This window comes from Flavobacterium akiainvivens, assembly GCF_001278115.1.
Lineage (GTDB): Bacteria > Bacteroidota > Bacteroidia > Flavobacteriales > Flavobacteriaceae > Flavobacterium > Flavobacterium akiainvivens.
The window spans coordinates 4328664-4346056 of record NZ_LIYD01000005.1 but is presented as its reverse complement, the minus strand read 5'-3'; the positions used below and the strand labels follow the sequence as shown (position 1 = coordinate 4346056).

At 47.0% G+C, this 17393-nt stretch carries 13 protein-coding genes and 1 tRNA gene; 11 read left to right on the top strand and 3 right to left on the bottom strand.

Going from position 1 to position 17393, the window contains the following annotated elements:
* Positions 1-66: 66 nt before the first annotated feature.
* On the bottom strand, positions 67-711 hold the full coding sequence (locus AM279_RS19590; protein WP_054409736.1) for a M15 family metallopeptidase: 645 nt from the start codon (positions 709-711) through the stop codon (positions 67-69).
* 161 nt (positions 712-872) lie between these two features.
* Here AM279_RS19590 and AM279_RS19585 point away from each other — a divergent pair.
* Positions 873-946: transfer RNA gene (locus AM279_RS19585), tRNA-Pro, on the top strand.
* A 196-nt stretch (positions 947-1142) separates the two neighbouring features.
* On the opposite strand, the gene AM279_RS19580 is transcribed toward AM279_RS19585, so the two are convergent.
* Positions 1143-3593, bottom strand: a complete 2451-nt coding sequence (locus AM279_RS19580) for a DUF4982 domain-containing protein (RefSeq protein ID WP_236688533.1) — start codon at positions 3591-3593, stop codon at positions 1143-1145.
* 279 nt (positions 3594-3872) lie between these two features.
* On the opposite strand from AM279_RS19580, the gene AM279_RS19575 reads away from it, so the two are divergent.
* From AM279_RS19575 to trpA, 7 genes are all read left to right on the top strand, one after another.
* A complete protein-coding gene (locus AM279_RS19575) occupies positions 3873-5252 on the top strand; it encodes an anthranilate synthase component I family protein (protein ID WP_054409732.1) in 1380 nt (459 codons plus the stop codon).
* Between the two features lie 42 nt (positions 5253-5294).
* Positions 5295-5897, top strand: a complete 603-nt coding sequence (locus AM279_RS19570; protein WP_054409730.1) for an anthranilate synthase component II — start codon at positions 5295-5297, stop codon at positions 5895-5897.
* 68 nt (positions 5898-5965) lie between these two features.
* Positions 5966-6949 carry an anthranilate phosphoribosyltransferase gene (gene trpD / locus AM279_RS19565; protein ID WP_054409728.1) on the top strand — a complete coding sequence of 328 codons (984 nt, stop codon included), beginning with the start codon at positions 5966-5968 and terminating at the stop codon, positions 6947-6949.
* A complete protein-coding gene (trpC, locus tag AM279_RS19560) occupies positions 6946-7716 on the top strand; it encodes an indole-3-glycerol phosphate synthase TrpC (RefSeq protein ID WP_054409726.1) in 771 nt (256 codons plus the stop codon). Before trpD ends, trpC begins: the two co-directional genes overlap by 4 nt.
* Entirely contained in the window at positions 7713-8312 is a 600-nt protein-coding gene (locus tag AM279_RS19555; protein WP_054409724.1) for a phosphoribosylanthranilate isomerase, read from the top strand. The genes trpC and AM279_RS19555 overlap by 4 nt, the downstream gene beginning before the upstream one ends.
* The gene (trpB, locus tag AM279_RS19550; RefSeq protein ID WP_054409722.1) at positions 8309-9499 is read left to right on the top strand and encodes a tryptophan synthase subunit beta; all 1191 of its coding nucleotides are present in this window, start codon (positions 8309-8311) and stop codon (positions 9497-9499) included. The genes AM279_RS19555 and trpB overlap by 4 nt, the downstream gene beginning before the upstream one ends.
* A complete protein-coding gene (trpA, locus tag AM279_RS19545) occupies positions 9496-10242 on the top strand; it encodes a tryptophan synthase subunit alpha (RefSeq protein WP_054409720.1) in 747 nt (248 codons plus the stop codon). Before trpB ends, trpA begins: the two co-directional genes overlap by 4 nt.
* A gap of 15 nt (positions 10243-10257) precedes the next feature.
* On the opposite strand, the gene ppk1 is transcribed toward trpA, so the two are convergent.
* Positions 10258-12219 (bottom strand): polyphosphate kinase 1, encoded by a 1962-nt coding sequence (gene ppk1 / locus AM279_RS19540; protein ID WP_054409719.1) that lies wholly within the window; start codon positions 12217-12219, stop codon positions 10258-10260.
* Between the two features lie 260 nt (positions 12220-12479).
* On the opposite strand from ppk1, the gene AM279_RS19535 reads away from it, so the two are divergent.
* The 3 genes from AM279_RS19535 (at position 12480) to AM279_RS19525 (ending at position 17392) form a co-directional block, all read left to right on the top strand.
* Positions 12480-12920 carry a hypothetical protein gene (locus tag AM279_RS19535; RefSeq protein WP_054409717.1) on the top strand — a complete coding sequence of 147 codons (441 nt, stop codon included), beginning with the start codon at positions 12480-12482 and terminating at the stop codon, positions 12918-12920.
* A gap of 162 nt (positions 12921-13082) precedes the next feature.
* Positions 13083-14168: an efflux RND transporter periplasmic adaptor subunit gene (locus tag AM279_RS19530; RefSeq protein WP_054409716.1), complete on the top strand. Its 1086-nt coding sequence runs from the start codon at positions 13083-13085 to the stop codon at positions 14166-14168.
* A gap of 26 nt (positions 14169-14194) precedes the next feature.
* Entirely contained in the window at positions 14195-17392 is a 3198-nt protein-coding gene (locus AM279_RS19525) for an efflux RND transporter permease subunit (protein WP_054409715.1), read from the top strand.
* Position 17393 lies beyond the last annotated feature (1 nt).

Genomic DNA, 17393 nt, shown 5'->3' with positions numbered 1-17393 from the left:
AGTTTTACCCATTAGGGAAAGCCTATACCCGTTTAATTTACAAACTAACATTTAACTTATTAAAAATCAATCATTACAACTCCACACAAGGCCGCTTGCAGGATAGCGTTTCTGCTTAAAATCAAAATGCCACCACTCGCTTTCATAAGGGATAAACCCCGCGCGTACCATAATGTTACGCAGCAGTTTACGGTTGGCCTTTGCCTCCTTATTTAAGTTAGAATAGCTGTAATGCGATACCTCAGAGAAATCATCAAACGCCCCACCCATATCCAGCAGGTTACCGTTTTCATCTGATAATGAAACATCTACAGCAGCGCCGCGGTTATGGTTAGAGCCTTTGGTGGGGCGGGCTACCCACTCCGGGTTGCCCACTATCTCAAACATTTTATACTGTATGGTTATGGGCCTGTAGCAGTCATACACCACCATCCTGTAGCCTTTATCCTGGGCTATTTCATTGGCTTTTTCCAGTGCCTGTGCGGCTTCCGGGCGCAAAAAGCACCGGGCACAGGGGTATACCTTTTGGTGCATAAAGTTGGCGGTATCAGCATAGGCCATACGGTTAAGCATATTGAGCGAATCCATATTAACCTCCTTAAAACCAACCAATAACGAATCTCCCGGTTGATTGTTGACTATTTTTAACTGCCTGTCCTGACTGCTAAAAAGCAGACCCATCATGAACAATATAGCGGTGATTTCTTTCATTTAATACTTCAGTATTAGCAGCAAATCATTGCATAATGTGCTGTTTATCCAAATATAACGAAAAGATATTGCAAATACCTCATTATTTCTACCCAAAGTAATTTTTTAATTACTTTAAATATTACACCAAAAACAATATATTTGCACACCTTTTTAACAATCGGGATGTAGCGCAGCCTGGTAGCGTACTTGCATGGGGTGCAAGGGGTCGCTGGTTCGAATCCAGTCATCCCGACATCAAAAAAACCTGCTCAATTTTGTTGGGCAGGTTTTTTATTTTTGAGAGAAAATTCCCTCACTCACCCATCAAAAAGTGCTTAATATTTCACTTTCGGAATTCATTTTCACGGTGTGAAATATCAAATCCCAAAACCGGGCATAAAAAAACCGGCTACCGTTTCCCGCAGCCGGTTTTTTCATCTATTTATTTTTTACAGCGACTGTAATTTCAGTTCGGCATCTTTAAGTCCGCTGCCGGTTACTTTTAAAGTAATGTCGCCCTTATCTTTTCCGGATTGTACCAACACCACCAGCTTACCGCTAAACAATTCCATGCTCGGGCTGTGGAATACCTCCAGCGAAGTAGCATCGCCATTACAGGCGGCCCTGTAGCTGCCAGCACCGTTTACCGCAAAATTAAGCCTGTTGGTGGCCGTAGGGCACGGCAGGCCGTTTTCGTCTACCACACTAACCGTTACAAAGCTCATGTCGTTGCCATCGGCAGTCAGCTTGGTGCGGTCGGCTTCCAGTACAATTTTGTAAGGTGCGCCTGCCGTTTGTATCTTTTCTTCGGCTACAGGCTTGCCGTTTTTGTCAAACGCCACCACTTTAACCTCGCCCGGCTCATATTTTACATCGTTCCACATAAGGCGGTAGCGGTGCTGAGGGGTGCTGTTGTTCTTTTTCTGTATGCCCTGGCTCTTGCCGTTTATAAACAGCTCGGCGCTGTCATAGCTGGTATACACAAACACCGGGGTAACCTGCCCCTCGCGCCCCTGCCAGTTCCAGTGCGGCAGTATGTGCAGGGTTGCCTCATCAGTATTCCAGCGGCTGCGGTACAGGTAGTAGCGGTCTTTAGGCAGGCCTGCCATATCGCAAATACCAAAGTAAGAACTGCGCGACGGCCAAAAGTTGTCATACGGCGTAGGCTCGCCCAGGTAGTCAAAGCCTGTCCATACAAACTCACCTATTACCCACGGCTTATCATCCTGAAGCACAAAATCCTCATCGGGCACGTTGCTCCAGCTGCACGCCTCAAGGTCGTATGACGAGCATTGCAAATCGTCATACTGCTTTTCTTTTTCCTGCACTACCGGGAATTTATAAATACCCCTTGAGCTAACGGTCGAAGCCGTTTCAGAACCCAATATAAACCCTTGCGGGAATGCCTTGTGGGCATCTTCATACAGGTGTACGCGGTAGTTAAGCCCTGGTATATCCAGCAGGGCACCAAAGCCGCTTTGCATGGTTTGCTTTACCTGGTCCATACCCACCGTTACAGGGCGGGTTGGGTCTTCCCTATGGAAAACATCCTGAAGGAACTTAGCCCTTACAAGCCCCTCTGCACCATACTGGTCGGGCACTTCATTGCCGGAACTCCACATTACAATGCTTGGGTGGTTACGGGTGGCGCGCACCAGGTTTACCACATCCTTCTCGGCATATTCATCAAAAAAGCGGTGGTAGCCGTTCTCTACCTTTGGCTTAGCCCACTCATCAAAGCTTTCGGCAAGAAACAAAAAGCCCATTTCATCGGCCAGCTCCAGCTGCTCGAAAGACGGCATATTGTGCGAACTCCTAATGGCGTTACAGCCCAGGTCTTTCAGTATTTCCATCTGCCTGCGCATGGCCGCTACGTTTACGGCAGCACCCAGTGGCCCCAGGTCGTGATGCAGGCAAACACCTTTAAATTTGGTTACTTTCCCGTTAAGGGTAAAACCGTTCTCTGCCGTATATTTTATTTCGCGAATACCAAAACGGGTGGTTACCTCATCTATACCTATCTTACCGTCAAATAATTTGGTTACGGCTTTGTACAGGTAGGGCGTCTCCGGGCTCCACAGCTTTGGCAAAGGCACTGTTATGTTATCTTCAAAAGCGCCGTTTGCACCTACAGCCTGCCAGCTGCTTGCCACAATTTTTCCGTCGGCATCCAGTATCTCGGTCAGCATATTAATGCCTCCCTTTGCAGATGAAGCCGCCTTAATGTTAACCGTTGCCTTTTCGGCTGTTATAGTGGGGGTAGTTACAAAAATACCCCACTGGTCAAAACTCTGCTTATTCTTAACCACCACATTTACATTGCGGTAAAGCCCCGCCCCGGGATACCACCTTGAGGCAAACTCCTTATTGCTCAGGTGCACCGCCAGCGTGTTTTCTTTATCCTTCAGCAGCTTGTCTGAAATATCAAAATAAAAGTAGGCATAGCCGTATGCCCACTCCCCTATTTTTTCGCCGTTAAGGTATACTTCGGGCTCGCTCATGGCACCTTCAAATACCAGCAGCGCTGTTTTATTTTCATCAAAATCAGCTACGGTAAAGGTTTTACGGTACCAGCCGTCGCCTATGTGGGGCAATGCGCCCGTGCGGCCTGTTTTTTCGGTAGGCACGGTTTCGCCGTTTTGCTCAATGGCCACATTTTGTATGTCCCATTTTTTGTCAAAAGGCCCATATATGGCCCAGTCGTGTGGCACGGTTACTTCCTGCCATCCATTATCATTAAAAGTAGTGGCCTGTGCACCTCCGGGGTTGCCTTTGGTAAACTTCCATCCTTCGGTTAGCACCTGGTTACTGCGTATATTGTTGTCTTTTTGTGGTGCACATGCCCCGGCAATCATCAGCAAAAGCGCTGCTATGCAGGGGTTCATTAAAAATTTCTTCATGCTGTGTAAATAAAAACTGTTTACAAATATAGCCCTATATAAAGGTTTAGAAAACCCAACCGGGATTAACTTATGTAAAAGTTTTGTTTTTTAGTTTGGAAAATAAAACCAAACTCCATAATTTAGCCTTCATGATTTCGCATCAGAAAAATATAATCAACAACACTTGGTGGTGGCACTTTCACAACATTGTGACAGTAGCCTAAACACGCATATACCTAAAGCATATATAAGCGGCTTGTCACATTTGGCAAGCCGCTTTTTTTATACCTGATAATCATGAAAATATATACCCAGACATATAACTTTAATGCCGATCTCTACACCCCCGTAGGGCTGTACCTGGGCCTGCGCAACCACTACCGCAAGCCCTGCCTGCTGGAAAGTAACGACTACCATTCGCGTACTGACAGCACCTCTTTTATAGGGCTAAACCCGCTTGTGGAAATAACGGTTAACCCCAATGCCATTACTACCGTTGCAGGCAATTCGGTTGCAAACGAGGCCCTTACAAACCCCACGCAGGTTACCGCACAGGTAAAGGCAATTTTAGAGGGTTTTGATTTTGAAAACCCATCGGCACACAACGCATTCCTGAGCTATTTTGGCTTTGAATATGCCCATTTTGAAGAGCCTGTAACTGATGAAAGGCAGGCATTTGGCAACCTGCCCCTGGCGCAGTTTATACTGTTTGAATACCTTATAGTGCTCGACCATTTTCATAACACGGGCATTATCTATAAAAACTCGTTTTCAGCTGAACAGCAGCCGGATAGTGTGTTTGAATCGCTTTTAAAGAAACAGAACTTTACCCTGCTGCCCTTTGAGGTAACAGCCGAAGAAACAAGCCCCGATACCGATGCTGATTTTCTGGAATTGGTTGAAAAGGCCAAAACCCACATTTACCGTGGCGATGTATTTCAGCTGGTGGTATCGCGCCCGTTTGAACAGGCGTTTTTTGGCGATGATTTTCAGGTGTACCGCCACCTGCGCAGGCTAAACCCCTCGCCCTATTTATTTTATGCCGATATGGAAAGCTACCGCGTTATGGGCAGCAGCCCCGAAACACAGGTAAGCCTCAATACCGGCACCGCAGCCATACACCCCATTGCAGGCACCGTGCGCAAAACCGGTAATGCTGCGGCCGACCTGCTAAGTACCGAAGCCCTGATGAACGACGAAAAGGAAAACGCCGAACACACCATGCTGGTAGACCTTGCCCGTAACGACCTGAGCCGTTTTTGCAACGATGTGCACATAGCATCTTATAAAGAAGTACAACACTTTTCGCACGTTATACACCTGGTGAGCAAGGTAGCAGGCCAGTTGCAGGAAGGTAAAGAAGCCCTGGGGCTGTTTGCAGGCACGTTCCCCGCCGGTACGCTATCGGGCACACCAAAGCCCAAAGCCCTGCAACTGATAAGCCGTTATGAAAGCACCCCACGCGGCTATTATGGCGGTGCTATAGGCTTTATAAACCCAAACGGCAACATGAACCTGGCCATTGTTATCCGCAGCATTTTTAGCCAAAACAACACCCTGCATTACCGTGCCGGTGCCGGTGTGGTGGTAGACAGCACCCCGCAAAACGAACTCAACGAAGTGCACAACAAGCTTGGTGCCGTACGCCGTGCCATAGCCGCTGCTTCTAACACATAACAGACTTTACGACTTTAGACCTTTGACTTTAAGACTTAAAAAATGAAAATAGGCATAATAGATAATTTCGACTCCTTTGTATACAACCTGGTGCGCTATGTGCGCGAAACCGATGGTGTAGAGGTAATTGTGCAGCGCAATAATGCCGTAGACTATAACGAGCTCGACACCTGCGATGCCCTGCTGCTTTCGCCCGGCCCCGGTATACCATCTGAAGCTGGCGAACTGCTTGAGGTTATAAAACGCTACTCCGGCAAAAAGAAAATACTGGGCGTGTGCCTGGGGCACCAGGCCATAGCCGAGGTTTTTGGCGGCAGGCTGGAGCAATGCCCTGCTCCCGTACACGGCAAGGCTACCGATATGACGGTTATTACCGCCGACCCACTATTTGCCGGGTTGCCGCAAACCCTGCCCGTGGGCCGCTACCACAGCTGGAAGATTACCCCGCAGGGCAGTCCGCACCTTATCATTACCGCCCAAACGGAAGACGGTACCGTTATGGCACTGCGCCACGCCACGCACCCCACCTGCGGCGTGCAGTTTCACCCGGAATCGGTACTAACGCCACAGGGCAGGCAAATTATTGAAAACTGGGTAAGGGAGCCGTTTTATATTTTAAATGAAGAAGATTCTTTCACAAAGTAACACAAAGATTATCCAAGTTTTCTTTGTGTGACTTTGTGCCTCCTTTGCGAACCTTAGCGTAACAAAAAATGAAACCACTACTCGAAAAAATAATACACCACAGCCACCTTACTAAAAATGAGGCCTACAGCTGTATGCTGGCCATAGGCAACGGCGAAGTAAACGATGCCCAAACGGTGGCGCTTATAACCGGCATACAAATGCGTGGCCTTCAGTTGGCAGAGCTTATGGGCTTCCGCGAGGCATTGCTTGAACTTGCCCTGCCCATGCATTTTGATGTGGATGATTGCATAGATGTATGCGGCACCGGCGGCGATGGCAAAAACACCTTTAACATCTCAACCGCTACGGCTTTTGTGCTGGCATCGCTGGGCTACAAAGTGGTAAAGCACGGCAACTATGGCGTTAGCTCGCTGTGCGGGTCAAGCAATGTGCTGGAGGCCCTGGGCTACACCTTTACTAATGATGGCGATTCCCTGCAACGCCAGCTTGAAGAGACTAACATTTGCTTTATGCACGCACCGTTGTTTCACCCGGCATTAAAGGCCGTGGCACCGCTGCGCAAGGCATTGGGCGTTGCCACATTCTTTAACAGCATGGGGCCGTTGGTTAATCCCGCCCACCCTACACACCAGCTTACCGGCACCTACAATTTAGAGCTCGCCCGCCAGTACCAGCACGTGCTGCGCACCGAACGAAAGGACTTTACCGTACTGCACGGCATGGAGGGCTTTGATGAGCTTACCTTCATCGGGGTAACCCGCATTTTAGGCAAGGAGCGCGACATTATAGTAGGCAGCAACCCGCCAAACCTGCAATATACCATGGCCGACATCAACGGTGGTGAAACCGTGCAACAGGCCGCTGACTTACTGGTTAACCTGCTTAGCGGCAAAGGCACCGAACCTCAAAACGTTGTACTGGCAGGCAATGTAGCGCTTGCCCTGCAAACCTTTCACCCGGAGATGGATTTTGAAACGGCGTTTGCCAAAGGCTACGAAGCCGTAAAAAGCGGCAGCGCCATTAAATCCCTTAAAATACTGGCCGTATGAATGTATTAGACCAAATAATAGCCAACAAGCGCCTTGAAGTAGCACAACTCAGGCAATCGCAGTCATTAGAAAGCTTCAGCAAAAGCGTGTATTTTGACCGTGTGGCGCTTTCGCTGAAAGAATCACTACTGTCAGCCGGATTTGGCATTATAGCCGAAATAAAACGCAAATCACCCAGCGGCGGCAACATCAAAACGGAATTGGATGTAACGGAACAGGCTCAGTTTTACGAGCAAAATGGTGCTGCGGGCATTTCAATATTAACCGACAGCACATATTTTGGCGGTAGCATAGATGACATCCTTAAAGCCCGTGAAGCTGTTAACATCCCGCTACTGCGTAAAGAATTTATTATTGATGAAATTCAGCTGTATGAAGCCAAAGCCATAGGTGCCGATGCCATATTACTCATTGGCGCAGTACTACAACCCAAAGAAGCACAACAGCTTACCAACAAAGCACACGAACTTGGCCTTGAGGTTTTGTATGAAGTCCACACCCCTGAAGAAATAGCCCACATTCCACCTAACGCTGACCTGATTGCTGTTAACAACCGCGACCTCAAGGCACAAAAAACCAGCCTGGAGCACTCGTTTAAACTGGCGCCGCTACTGCCAGCGGGTATACCGCTTATCTCGGCATCGGGCATTAAAACGGCTGAGGAAATCGCCGCGCTTAAGGCAGCAAGCTACAGCGGGGCACTCATTGGCGAAAGCATCCTGCGCGATGGGCACCTGGCACAGCTAACCCAAAACCTAACGCCATGATTATTAAAGTATGCGGCCTTACCGATAACCCGGAAAGTAAAGCCATAGCCGATTTACAGGATGTTGATTTTCTTGGGTTTATATTTTATGAAGGTTCGCCGCGGTATACAGAAAGTACAGTAATTACCAACAAGAAAAAAACAGGCGTGTTTGTAGATGCACCGTTGGAAGATGTAATACATCAAATTGAAAAACACAACTTAAACGTCGTACAGCTACACGGCAATGAGTCTCCGGAATACATAACACAACTACCCCAAAACATTGAAGTTATAAAAGCCTTTGGTATTGCGACAGAAGCCGACCTTCAAAAAACAACTGATTATGAAGGGCTTGTAACTTACTTTCTGTTTGATACTAAAAGCAACAGCCACGGCGGCACGGGAAAAACCTTTAACTGGAGCGTATTAGGGGCTTACAAAGGCAACACGCCGTTTTTGCTGAGTGGCGGTATAGGGCCTGATTCGGTTGAAGCGCTGAAAGGGTTTAAACACCCACAACTTGCGGGTTATGACCTTAACAGCCGTTTTGAAACCGCACCAAAAGTAAAAGATGCCGCGCTTGTGGCTCAATTTATAAAAGACATAAAACCATGAGTACATCATATTTAGATACAGATGATTTAGGCTTTTACGGCGCGTTTGGCGGGGCTTATGTACCCGAACTGCTGCGCCCTAATGTGGAAGAGCTTGAAGCCGCATTTAACAGCTATTGCTTTACCGAAACTTTTGAAAACGAGTACGCCTCGTTACTAAAAGACTTCGTAGGCCGCCCTACCCCATTGTATTATGCCGCCCGACTAAGCGAAAAATACGGCATGCACATTTACTTAAAACGCGAAGACCTGTGCCACACCGGCGCACACAAAGTAAACAATACCGTGGGCCAGATACTGCTGGCAAAGCACATGGGTAAAACCGACATTATTGCCGAAACCGGTGCAGGTCAGCACGGCGTGGCAACCGCTACCGTTTGCGCGCTTATGGGGCTCAACTGTATTGTATATATGGGCGAGAAAGACATAGAGCGCCAGGCCCCTAACGTGCAACGCATGAAGATGCTGGGTGCCGAAGTACGCCCCGCAACATCGGGCAGTAAAACGCTAAAAGATGCTACAAACGAGGCCATACGCCACTGGATTAACCACCCTGACTCGTATTACCTTATCGGCAGCGTGGTTGGGCCGCACCCCTACCCTAAAATTGTGGCCTATTTTCAGTCGGTTATCTCAAAAGAAATAGAGAAACAGTTGACAGAAAAAACCGGAAAAGGGTATCCTGATAAGGTAGTGGCCTGTGTGGGCGGGGGCAGCAATGCGGCCGGTGCTTTTTACCATTTTTTTGATACTAAAAGTGTTGAACTCATAGCCGTGGAGGCCGCAGGACTGGGTATTGATTCCGGCAAGTCGGCCGCTACAAGTGTGCTGGGTACGCCCGGTGTACTGCACGGCAGCCTTACCCTTTTAATGCAGGATGCCGACGGCCAGGTGGTTGAACCCCACTCCATATCGGCGGGTCTTGATTATCCGGGCATTGGGCCGCTGCATGCCCACACCATTGCCACAGGCCGCACTACAGCCATTGCAATAACCGATGATGAAGCCCTACAGGCAGCGCTGCAACTTTCTAAACTCGAAGGCATTATACCTGCTTTGGAAAGCGCCCATGCCCTGGCGGCATTAGATAAACTGGCACTCAGAAAAGACGAAGTAATAGTCGTAAACCTTAGCGGCAGGGGCGATAAGGACATGAATACCTATATGGAAAAATTTAGCAGCCTATGAATCCGTTTATAAAAAATAAAAAGCAGGTAAGTATTTTTACAACCGCCGGTTACCCCCAAGTAAACAGCCTTAAAAACCAACTGCTACAGCTACAGGCGCAGGGTGTAGACTTTGCAGAAGTTGGCATACCTTTTAGTGACCCCATGGCCGATGGCCCCGTAATACAGGAAACGAGCACCATAGCCCTGCAAAACGGCATGAGGCTCGAACTGCTGCTGCAACAGCTTGAGGAGTCTAAAAACGAGATACATATACCGCTGGTACTCATGGGCTACCTCAACCCCGTGCTACAGTTTGGCCTTGAAAACTTTTTAGCACGCTGCCAAAAGCTGGGCATTGCATCTCTCATACTGCCTGATTTATCGTTAGAATTATATGAAAAGCGCTATAAAGCCGCCTTTAGCAGGTATAACATTCCGGTTACGTTTTTAATAACACCCCTTACACCCAATGTACGCGTGCAGCAAATTGCACATGCCTGCAAAAACAGTTTTGTATACCTGGTAGGGCAAAACAGCATTACAGGGCAATCCTACAACATTAATAACCAGCTGACGGAACGCTATCACGAGCTTAAACAACTGTGCGGCGATACCCCGTTGTTCCTGGGGTTTGGTATTGATTCGGCAGCCAAAAAACAACAGGCTTTTGAAAGTGTAGACGGCGTTATTGTGGGTACGGCCTATCTTAAGGCCGTAAAAAACGGAACGGAAAAAGATTTTGTTAACGCGCTTTTAAGCTGATTAAAAAGACAACTTTTACAAATATTCATAAATTTCCTGCTGCGAATGTTTGATGCTTGTTTTATCCAGTTGTAGCCTGATAAGCTGCAGCAGCTCATTTTTAATATGTGGCTCATACACCGGGAAACACACCTCAATGCGGCGGTATATGTTGCGGTTCATCCAGTCGGCAGAGCCCATATATACTTCAGGATGGCCACCGTTATTAAATATAAAAATGCGGCCGTGCTCCAGGTAGCGGCCCACAATGCGGGTAACGGTTATGTTTTCGCTAAGACCTGCAACACCGGGCACCAGGCAGCAAATACCGCGCACAATAAGCTGTACCTTAACCCCTGCCTGCGAGGCTTCATACAGCTTATCTATAAGCGATAGCTCTTCCAGGTTATTGAGTTTTATGGTAATGGCCGCTTCAGCCCCTGATTGTGCAAGGGCAATTTCCCTGTCAATCAGTTCTATAAACCGGGCTTTCAGGTTAAATTTGGCTACAAGCAGGTGGTTAAACGTAATGGTATCGGCTTCGGTTGGCTGGCGTTTCTTCTTTAAAAACCTGAACACCCTGCCCAGCTCTTTAGTAATGCCGCTGTGGGCGGTAAGCAAAATATGGTCGGTATAAAAACGGGCGGTGCTTTCGTTAAGGTTGCCCGTAGCCAGTAACCCCAGCGGCTTCTTGTAGCTGTTTTTTGCAAATGTAACCAGTGCAATCTTGGCATGCACCTTGAGCGATGGTACACTGTATAGTATCTTTATACCGGCCTGCTTAAAGCGTTTGGTCCATTTCAGGTTGTTGGCCTCGTCAAAACGGGCTTTAAGCTCTACCACCACCGTAACTTTTTTACCGTTTGCTGCCGCACTTATCAGGGCATTTGCAATGCGCGAGTCTGATGCCACACGGTATAGGGTTATGAATATTTCGGCAACATCGGGCCTTGTGGCCGCTTCGTTAAAAAACCGCAGCACCGTGTTGTAAGACTGGTAGGGCGTATTAATCAAAACATCATTATGCAGCACCTCCTCCAGAATCCCTTCGGGTGCTACGGGACGGGCTTTAGCAGGCCACGGCGCATATTCTATGCCAGGCTGCTTTAGGGATATCTGGCTAAGGTCTTTCAGGTTGTGGTAGCTGCCGCCCTCCACAATCAGGGCATCTTTAAGGTTAAAGGCATCAATAAGCTTATCCAGCAGTTTTTGGGGCAGGTGTGCATCATACAGCAGGCGCGATGCAAGCCCAAAATCGCGTTTTGCGAGTTTCTTTTCCATCAGGCGTGCCAGGTCGCCGTTGTATTCGTCCTGCAATTCCAGCTCGGCATCTCGGGTTATTTTAAAGGCATAGGCATCATCTGCGGTTATCCCCGGAAATATAAAGCCCAGAAATGTTTTTACAATATCATCGGTAAACACTACATACTGCCTGCCCTGTACTGTAAAAGTCACAAACCGGGGCAGCTCATCGGGTATATTTATTATATAAGGGCCTGTTGGGGCGTTGGCCAGCAGGTACAGTTTGTTGTTTTCGGGGAAAAATGCGCAATCCGGCACCAGTTCCACATGCTTCAGGTAAGCCAGCACCACATTATAAAAATAGGCCGAAGCCTCTTCTAATATCTCCTCGGGCAGTGCCTGGCGGTACACCAGTGTTACGGCTATGGCATCAAGTTCCGGGATTATCTGTTCCCTTAGTAGGGTGCCAAAAAACTCTTGTTGTTCTTTTACTGCCGCCACAACAGCAGCAAGGTTTTCGGCGGCGCGGGCATCGCCTTCCTTTTTATGTACCTTTTTAAGCAGCGTGAGCGAGGGTATGCGCACGCGGTAAAACTCATCAAGGTTAGAAGACCATATAGACAAAAACCGTATGCGCTCCAGCAGCGGCACGTGCGCGTCGGCTGCTTCCTGCAACACCCTGCGGTTAAAGGTTAGCCAGCTCAGGTCGCGGTCGTGGTATTTTGTTTCGGGGTTTGCCTGTGTAATGGTGTCCATACTATTGGTTTTTATAAAAGTATAAAAACAAAAAACACCAATTGTTAACTAAATATTACCTGTAACCTGATTTTTTTTCAGAAACCAGACAGCTGCCGTTTGCCGTATTTTGTAATTATTTTCGGCTTACTATTTCGTTTTCTTACAAAAATTATGTTATTATCGGGCTTTAGGCACGGTGTTTGTAAAAGCCAATTGCAGTACAAACCTGTTTAATAGTATTTGTACAATAACCTAAGTTTGTTTAATTTTGCGCCCTGATGAAGAAGTTGTTAACGCGCATAGTGTTCTTAATCTCTGTTCTGCTCCTTGGCGGACAGGGCACTGCATTTGCCACCGCTGGCAAAACCGCAGCAAGCGAACTTGCCGTTAACGCACTATCTCTTCACCACACCAATGTGCTTGATAATGCACAGGATATTGACTCTGCAAATTACAAAACCACGTTGGCCCCCCACCAAAAACAGGTGGAAAAGGTAGACCCTACCGACAGCGAGGAAGAAGAAGAAAGCCAGACCGCTTCTAAAAAATTATCTGTAAAAAAACAAACAGTTGCTGCTGCCCATTACTTTGAGGCGGCTTTTTCTGTTACTGCACCTGAATACTTCAGCACAATAAAAAAACGTACCGATAACTTTGCACGTTTTTCTTATTCTATATCAAACAGGTGGTACATCTTATTCCGCGTAATAAGAATTTGATTTAACCTCCGGGGGTAAATTACACATTTCCCCTGCCCTTCTGTACTAATTAATGCCAATGTTTCCCGGGGCCTTTAAGGTTCAGGCTAAACGCATTGCTATTAATTAATTTTTCCACATAAATAATCAATTAATTATCAAACTGCTCTAATAAGCAATATCATGAAGAAAATCATAATGTTCATGGGCTTGTGCGCTTTGGCGTGCACCACTGCCTGCAAACACGAAGAAGAAGGAAAAAAAGAGGAAACCAAATTCCTGGTAACCAGCCCCATCCAGAAAGATACCCTTGTTACAAAAGATTATGTAAGCCAGATTAAGTCCATACAGCACATTGAGCTGCGTGCACAGGAAAAGGGTTACCTTGAAAAAATATATGTAGATGAAGGCCAGGCCGTTAAAAAAGGCCAGCTGCTGTTCCAGATTATGCCTAAGCTATATGAGGCAGAAATGCAACGCGCCAAGGCTGAGGCTGATTTTGCCGAAATTGAATACCAAAACACCAAAAGGCTGGCCGACAGCAAAGTAGTAGCCCCTAACGAACTGGCTATGGCCAAGGCTAAGCTTGACAAGGCTAAAGCCGAACTGCAATTAACAAAAGTACACCTTCAGTTTACAGAGATAAGGGCGCCTTTTGACGGCATAATAGACCGTTTCCACGTAAGGCTGGGCAGCCTTGTAGACGAAGGCGAACTACTTACCGAACTTAGCGACAACAGCAAAATGTGGGTATACTACAACGTGCCCGAAAGCGAATACCTTGACTATAAAGAAAGGCTGTACAACGCAAAAGATAAAATACAGGTTAACCTGCTAATGGCTAACAACAAGCTGTTTGAATACCCGGGTGTGGTAGAAACCATTGAAGCCGACTTTAACAACGAAACCGGTAACATTGCCTTCCGTGCTACGTTCCCTAACCCTAAAAGCCTGCTAAGGCATGGCGAAACGGGCAACATCCGTATGACTGAACCGGTTAAAAACGCGCTTATCATACCTCAAAAAGCTACGTTTGAAGTACTTGACAAAAAATATGTGTATGTAATTACCAAAGATAACAAAGTAGAATCGAGGGAAATTAAAATAGCTGCCGAGCTTCCGCACATATTCATTATAAGCAAGGGCCTTAACACCGGCGATAAAATACTGCTTGAAGGCCTTCGCCTTGTAAAAGAAAACGAGAAGATTGAATTTGAATATGAGAAACCGCAACAAGTGCTTTCTCACCTTGAGCTTTACGCAGAATAATTAAATCATTAAACTGATAACAGATTATGTTTACCAAATTTATACATAGGCCTGTATTTGCAATAGTGATTTCGATTATTATTGTGTTTATGGGCTCGCTGGCAATCATTCAGTTGCCAACATCGCAGTTTCCGGATATTGCACCTACCACGGTGAATATCTTTATAGCCTACCCCGGTGCAAGTGCCGACGTGTTGGTTAAATCTACACTTATTACCCTTGAAAACTCCATAAACGGTGTGCAGGATATGCGCTACATGGCTACCGATGCCACCAGCGCCGGTGAGGCTACACTCAGGATAATCTTTGAGCCGGGCACCGACCCTAACCAGGCGGTTATACGTGTAAAAACAAGGGTAGACCAGGTTATGCCGCTATTGCCTGAGCTGGTGCAGCGCGAGGGCGTGGTTATTACCCCCATACAGCCCAGTATGCTTATGTATGTTAACCTGTATGCAGATGGCAAGAATAAAGACATGGACGAAAAGTTCCTGTACAACTATGCCAACGTAAAAATGCTGCCCGAAATCAACAGGATTAAGGGTGTGGCAAGGTCGCAGATATTAGGTAGCCGTACCTATGCCATGCGTGTATGGCTAAACCCTGACCGTATGAGGGCCTACAACGTATCTACAGACGAGGTTATGAAAGCCCTTGGCGAGCAGAGCATTATTGGCCGCCCCGGCCGTATAGGGCAAAGCTCTGGTATTGAGGCCCAGTCGCTGGAATATGTGCTTACCTACAAAGGCCAGTATAATGAGCCTGCACAATATGAAAATGTAATAGTACGTGCCAATTCAAGCGGTGAAAGCATCCGCCTTAAAGATATAGGCAAGGTAGAGCTGGGTAGTGAGTTTTTTGATATTTACTCTAACCTTGACGGCCACCCATCTGCCTCTATTGTACTGAAACAAAACTACGGCAGTAATGCCAATGAGGTTATTGAGCGCGTTAAAAACAAGCTTGAAGAAATGAAAGAGTCGTTCCCTCCGGGGCTTGACTACAAAATAAGCTATGACGTATCTAAATTCCTTGACGCCTCTATAGAACAGGTAATCGATACACTAAGGGATGCCTTTATACTGGTGGCGCTTGTAGTGTTTATTTTCCTTGGAGACTGGCGTTCAACGCTTATCCCTATCCTTGCGGTACCGGTATCGCTTATAGGTGCATTCTTTGTAATACAGTTCTTTGGCATTACCATTAACCTGGTTACGCTGTTTGCACTTGTACTGGCCATTGGTATTGTGGTAGATGACGCCATAGTCGTCGTCGAGGCGGTGCACGCCAAGTTTGAAGAGCACCCGCACATAACACCTTATGCTGCCGTTAAAATGGTATTGGGCGAAATCAGCGGCGCTATCATCGCTATTACAGCGGTAATGGTTTCGGTATTCATCCCTATCTCGTTCATGTCGGGTCCTGTGGGTACTTTCTATCGCCAGTTCTCTATAACCATGGCCAGCTCTATTGTAATCTCGGCCATTATAGCACTAACGCTTACCCCGGTATTATGTGCCATGCTGCTTAAAAACCACCACGGCCACGAAAAGAAAAAGAACATACTTACCAAGGCATTAGACGGCTTTAACCGTGGTTTTGACAAGCTAACCGGCCGCTATGTAGCTGTACTTAAACGAATTGTAAGCCGCAGGTGGTTAACGTTCTTTATCCTTATCGCTTTCTGTGCGGGTACATACCTAGTAAACCAGGCGCTGCCATCGGGCTTTATACCAAGCGAAGACCAGGGTACTATATACGCCATAATCCAGACACCTCCGGGCTCAACTTTAGAGACTACCAATGAGGTATCGCACAGGCTACAAAAAATTTGTGAAGAGGTAGATGGTGTAGAATCGGTATCATCACTTGCAGGTTATGAAATCATGACCGAAGGCCGTGGTAGTAACGCCGGTACGTGTCTTATAGACCTTAAGCCTTGGCACGACAGGAAACACAAGGTTACCGAAATTATGGAAGAGCTTGAAGAAAAATCAAAAGGCCTGGGTGCTAAAATTGAGTTCTTTGAGCCGCCTGCAATACCGGGCTTTGGTTCATCAGGTGGTTTCTCTATGCGTTTGCTTGACAAAAACACCACTACTGATTATCATGACTTTGACAGGATTCAGCAAAACTTTATGGCAAACCTGGGCAAGCGTAAAGAGCTTACCGGCCTGTTCTCGTTCTTTGCAGCTAACTACCCTCAGTATGAGCTTGAGGTAGACAACAACCTGGCCATGCAAAAAGGTGTGTCTATAGGCAAAGCCATGGAAAACCTTGATATTTTGATAGGTAGTACCTACGAGCAGGGCTTTATTAAGTTTAACCGCTTCTTTAAGGTATACGTTCAGTCTGACCCTAAATACAGGAGGCTGCCAAGCGACATTCTTAACCTGTACATTAAAAACGACCAAGGCGAAATGGTGCCGTACAGCGCCTTTATGAAACTGGTTAAAACACAGGGGCCAAACGAAATTACCCGCTACAATATGTACAACTCTGCCGCCATACAGGGTCTTCCTGCCAAAGGCTATACCACCGCAGATGCCATACAGGCCGTGCGCGAGGTGGCTAAGCAAAGCCTGCCTAAAGGGTATGATGTTGCATGGGAAGGTCTATCTTTTGACGAATCAAGCCGTGGTAATGAGTCCATCTACATCTTTGGTATCGTGCTGGCATTTGTATACTTTGTGCTTGCCGCGCAGTATGAAAGCTTTATCATTCCGCTTGCAGTGGTAACATCGCTACCGGTGGGTATCTTCGGTTCGTTCTTCCTGTTGCAGGTAATGGGCCTTGAAAACAACATCTATGCACAAATAGGCCTCATAATGCTTGTGGGACTTTTAGGTAAGAACGCGGTGCTTATAGTAGAATTTGCCGTCCAGAAGCGGCACGAAGGGCTCACGATATTCGAGGCGGCTATTGAAGGTGCCAAGGTGCGTTTCCGCCCTATCCTTATGACCTCGTTTGCATTTATTGCCGGCCTTATACCGCTTATTGTGGCTTCGGGTGCAGGTGCTATTGGTAACCGCACACTGGGTGCTGCAGCACTGGGTGGTATGTTCTTCGGTACTGTGTTTGGGGTAATTATTGTTCCCGGCCTGTACTACATCTTTGCCCACCTATCGGGCGGCAGGAAGCTTATTAAGTTTGAAGAAGACACATCGCTATCTGAAGGTTTAGTACACCAGATAGATAATTTCCACGTAGATGAAAACGAATAAT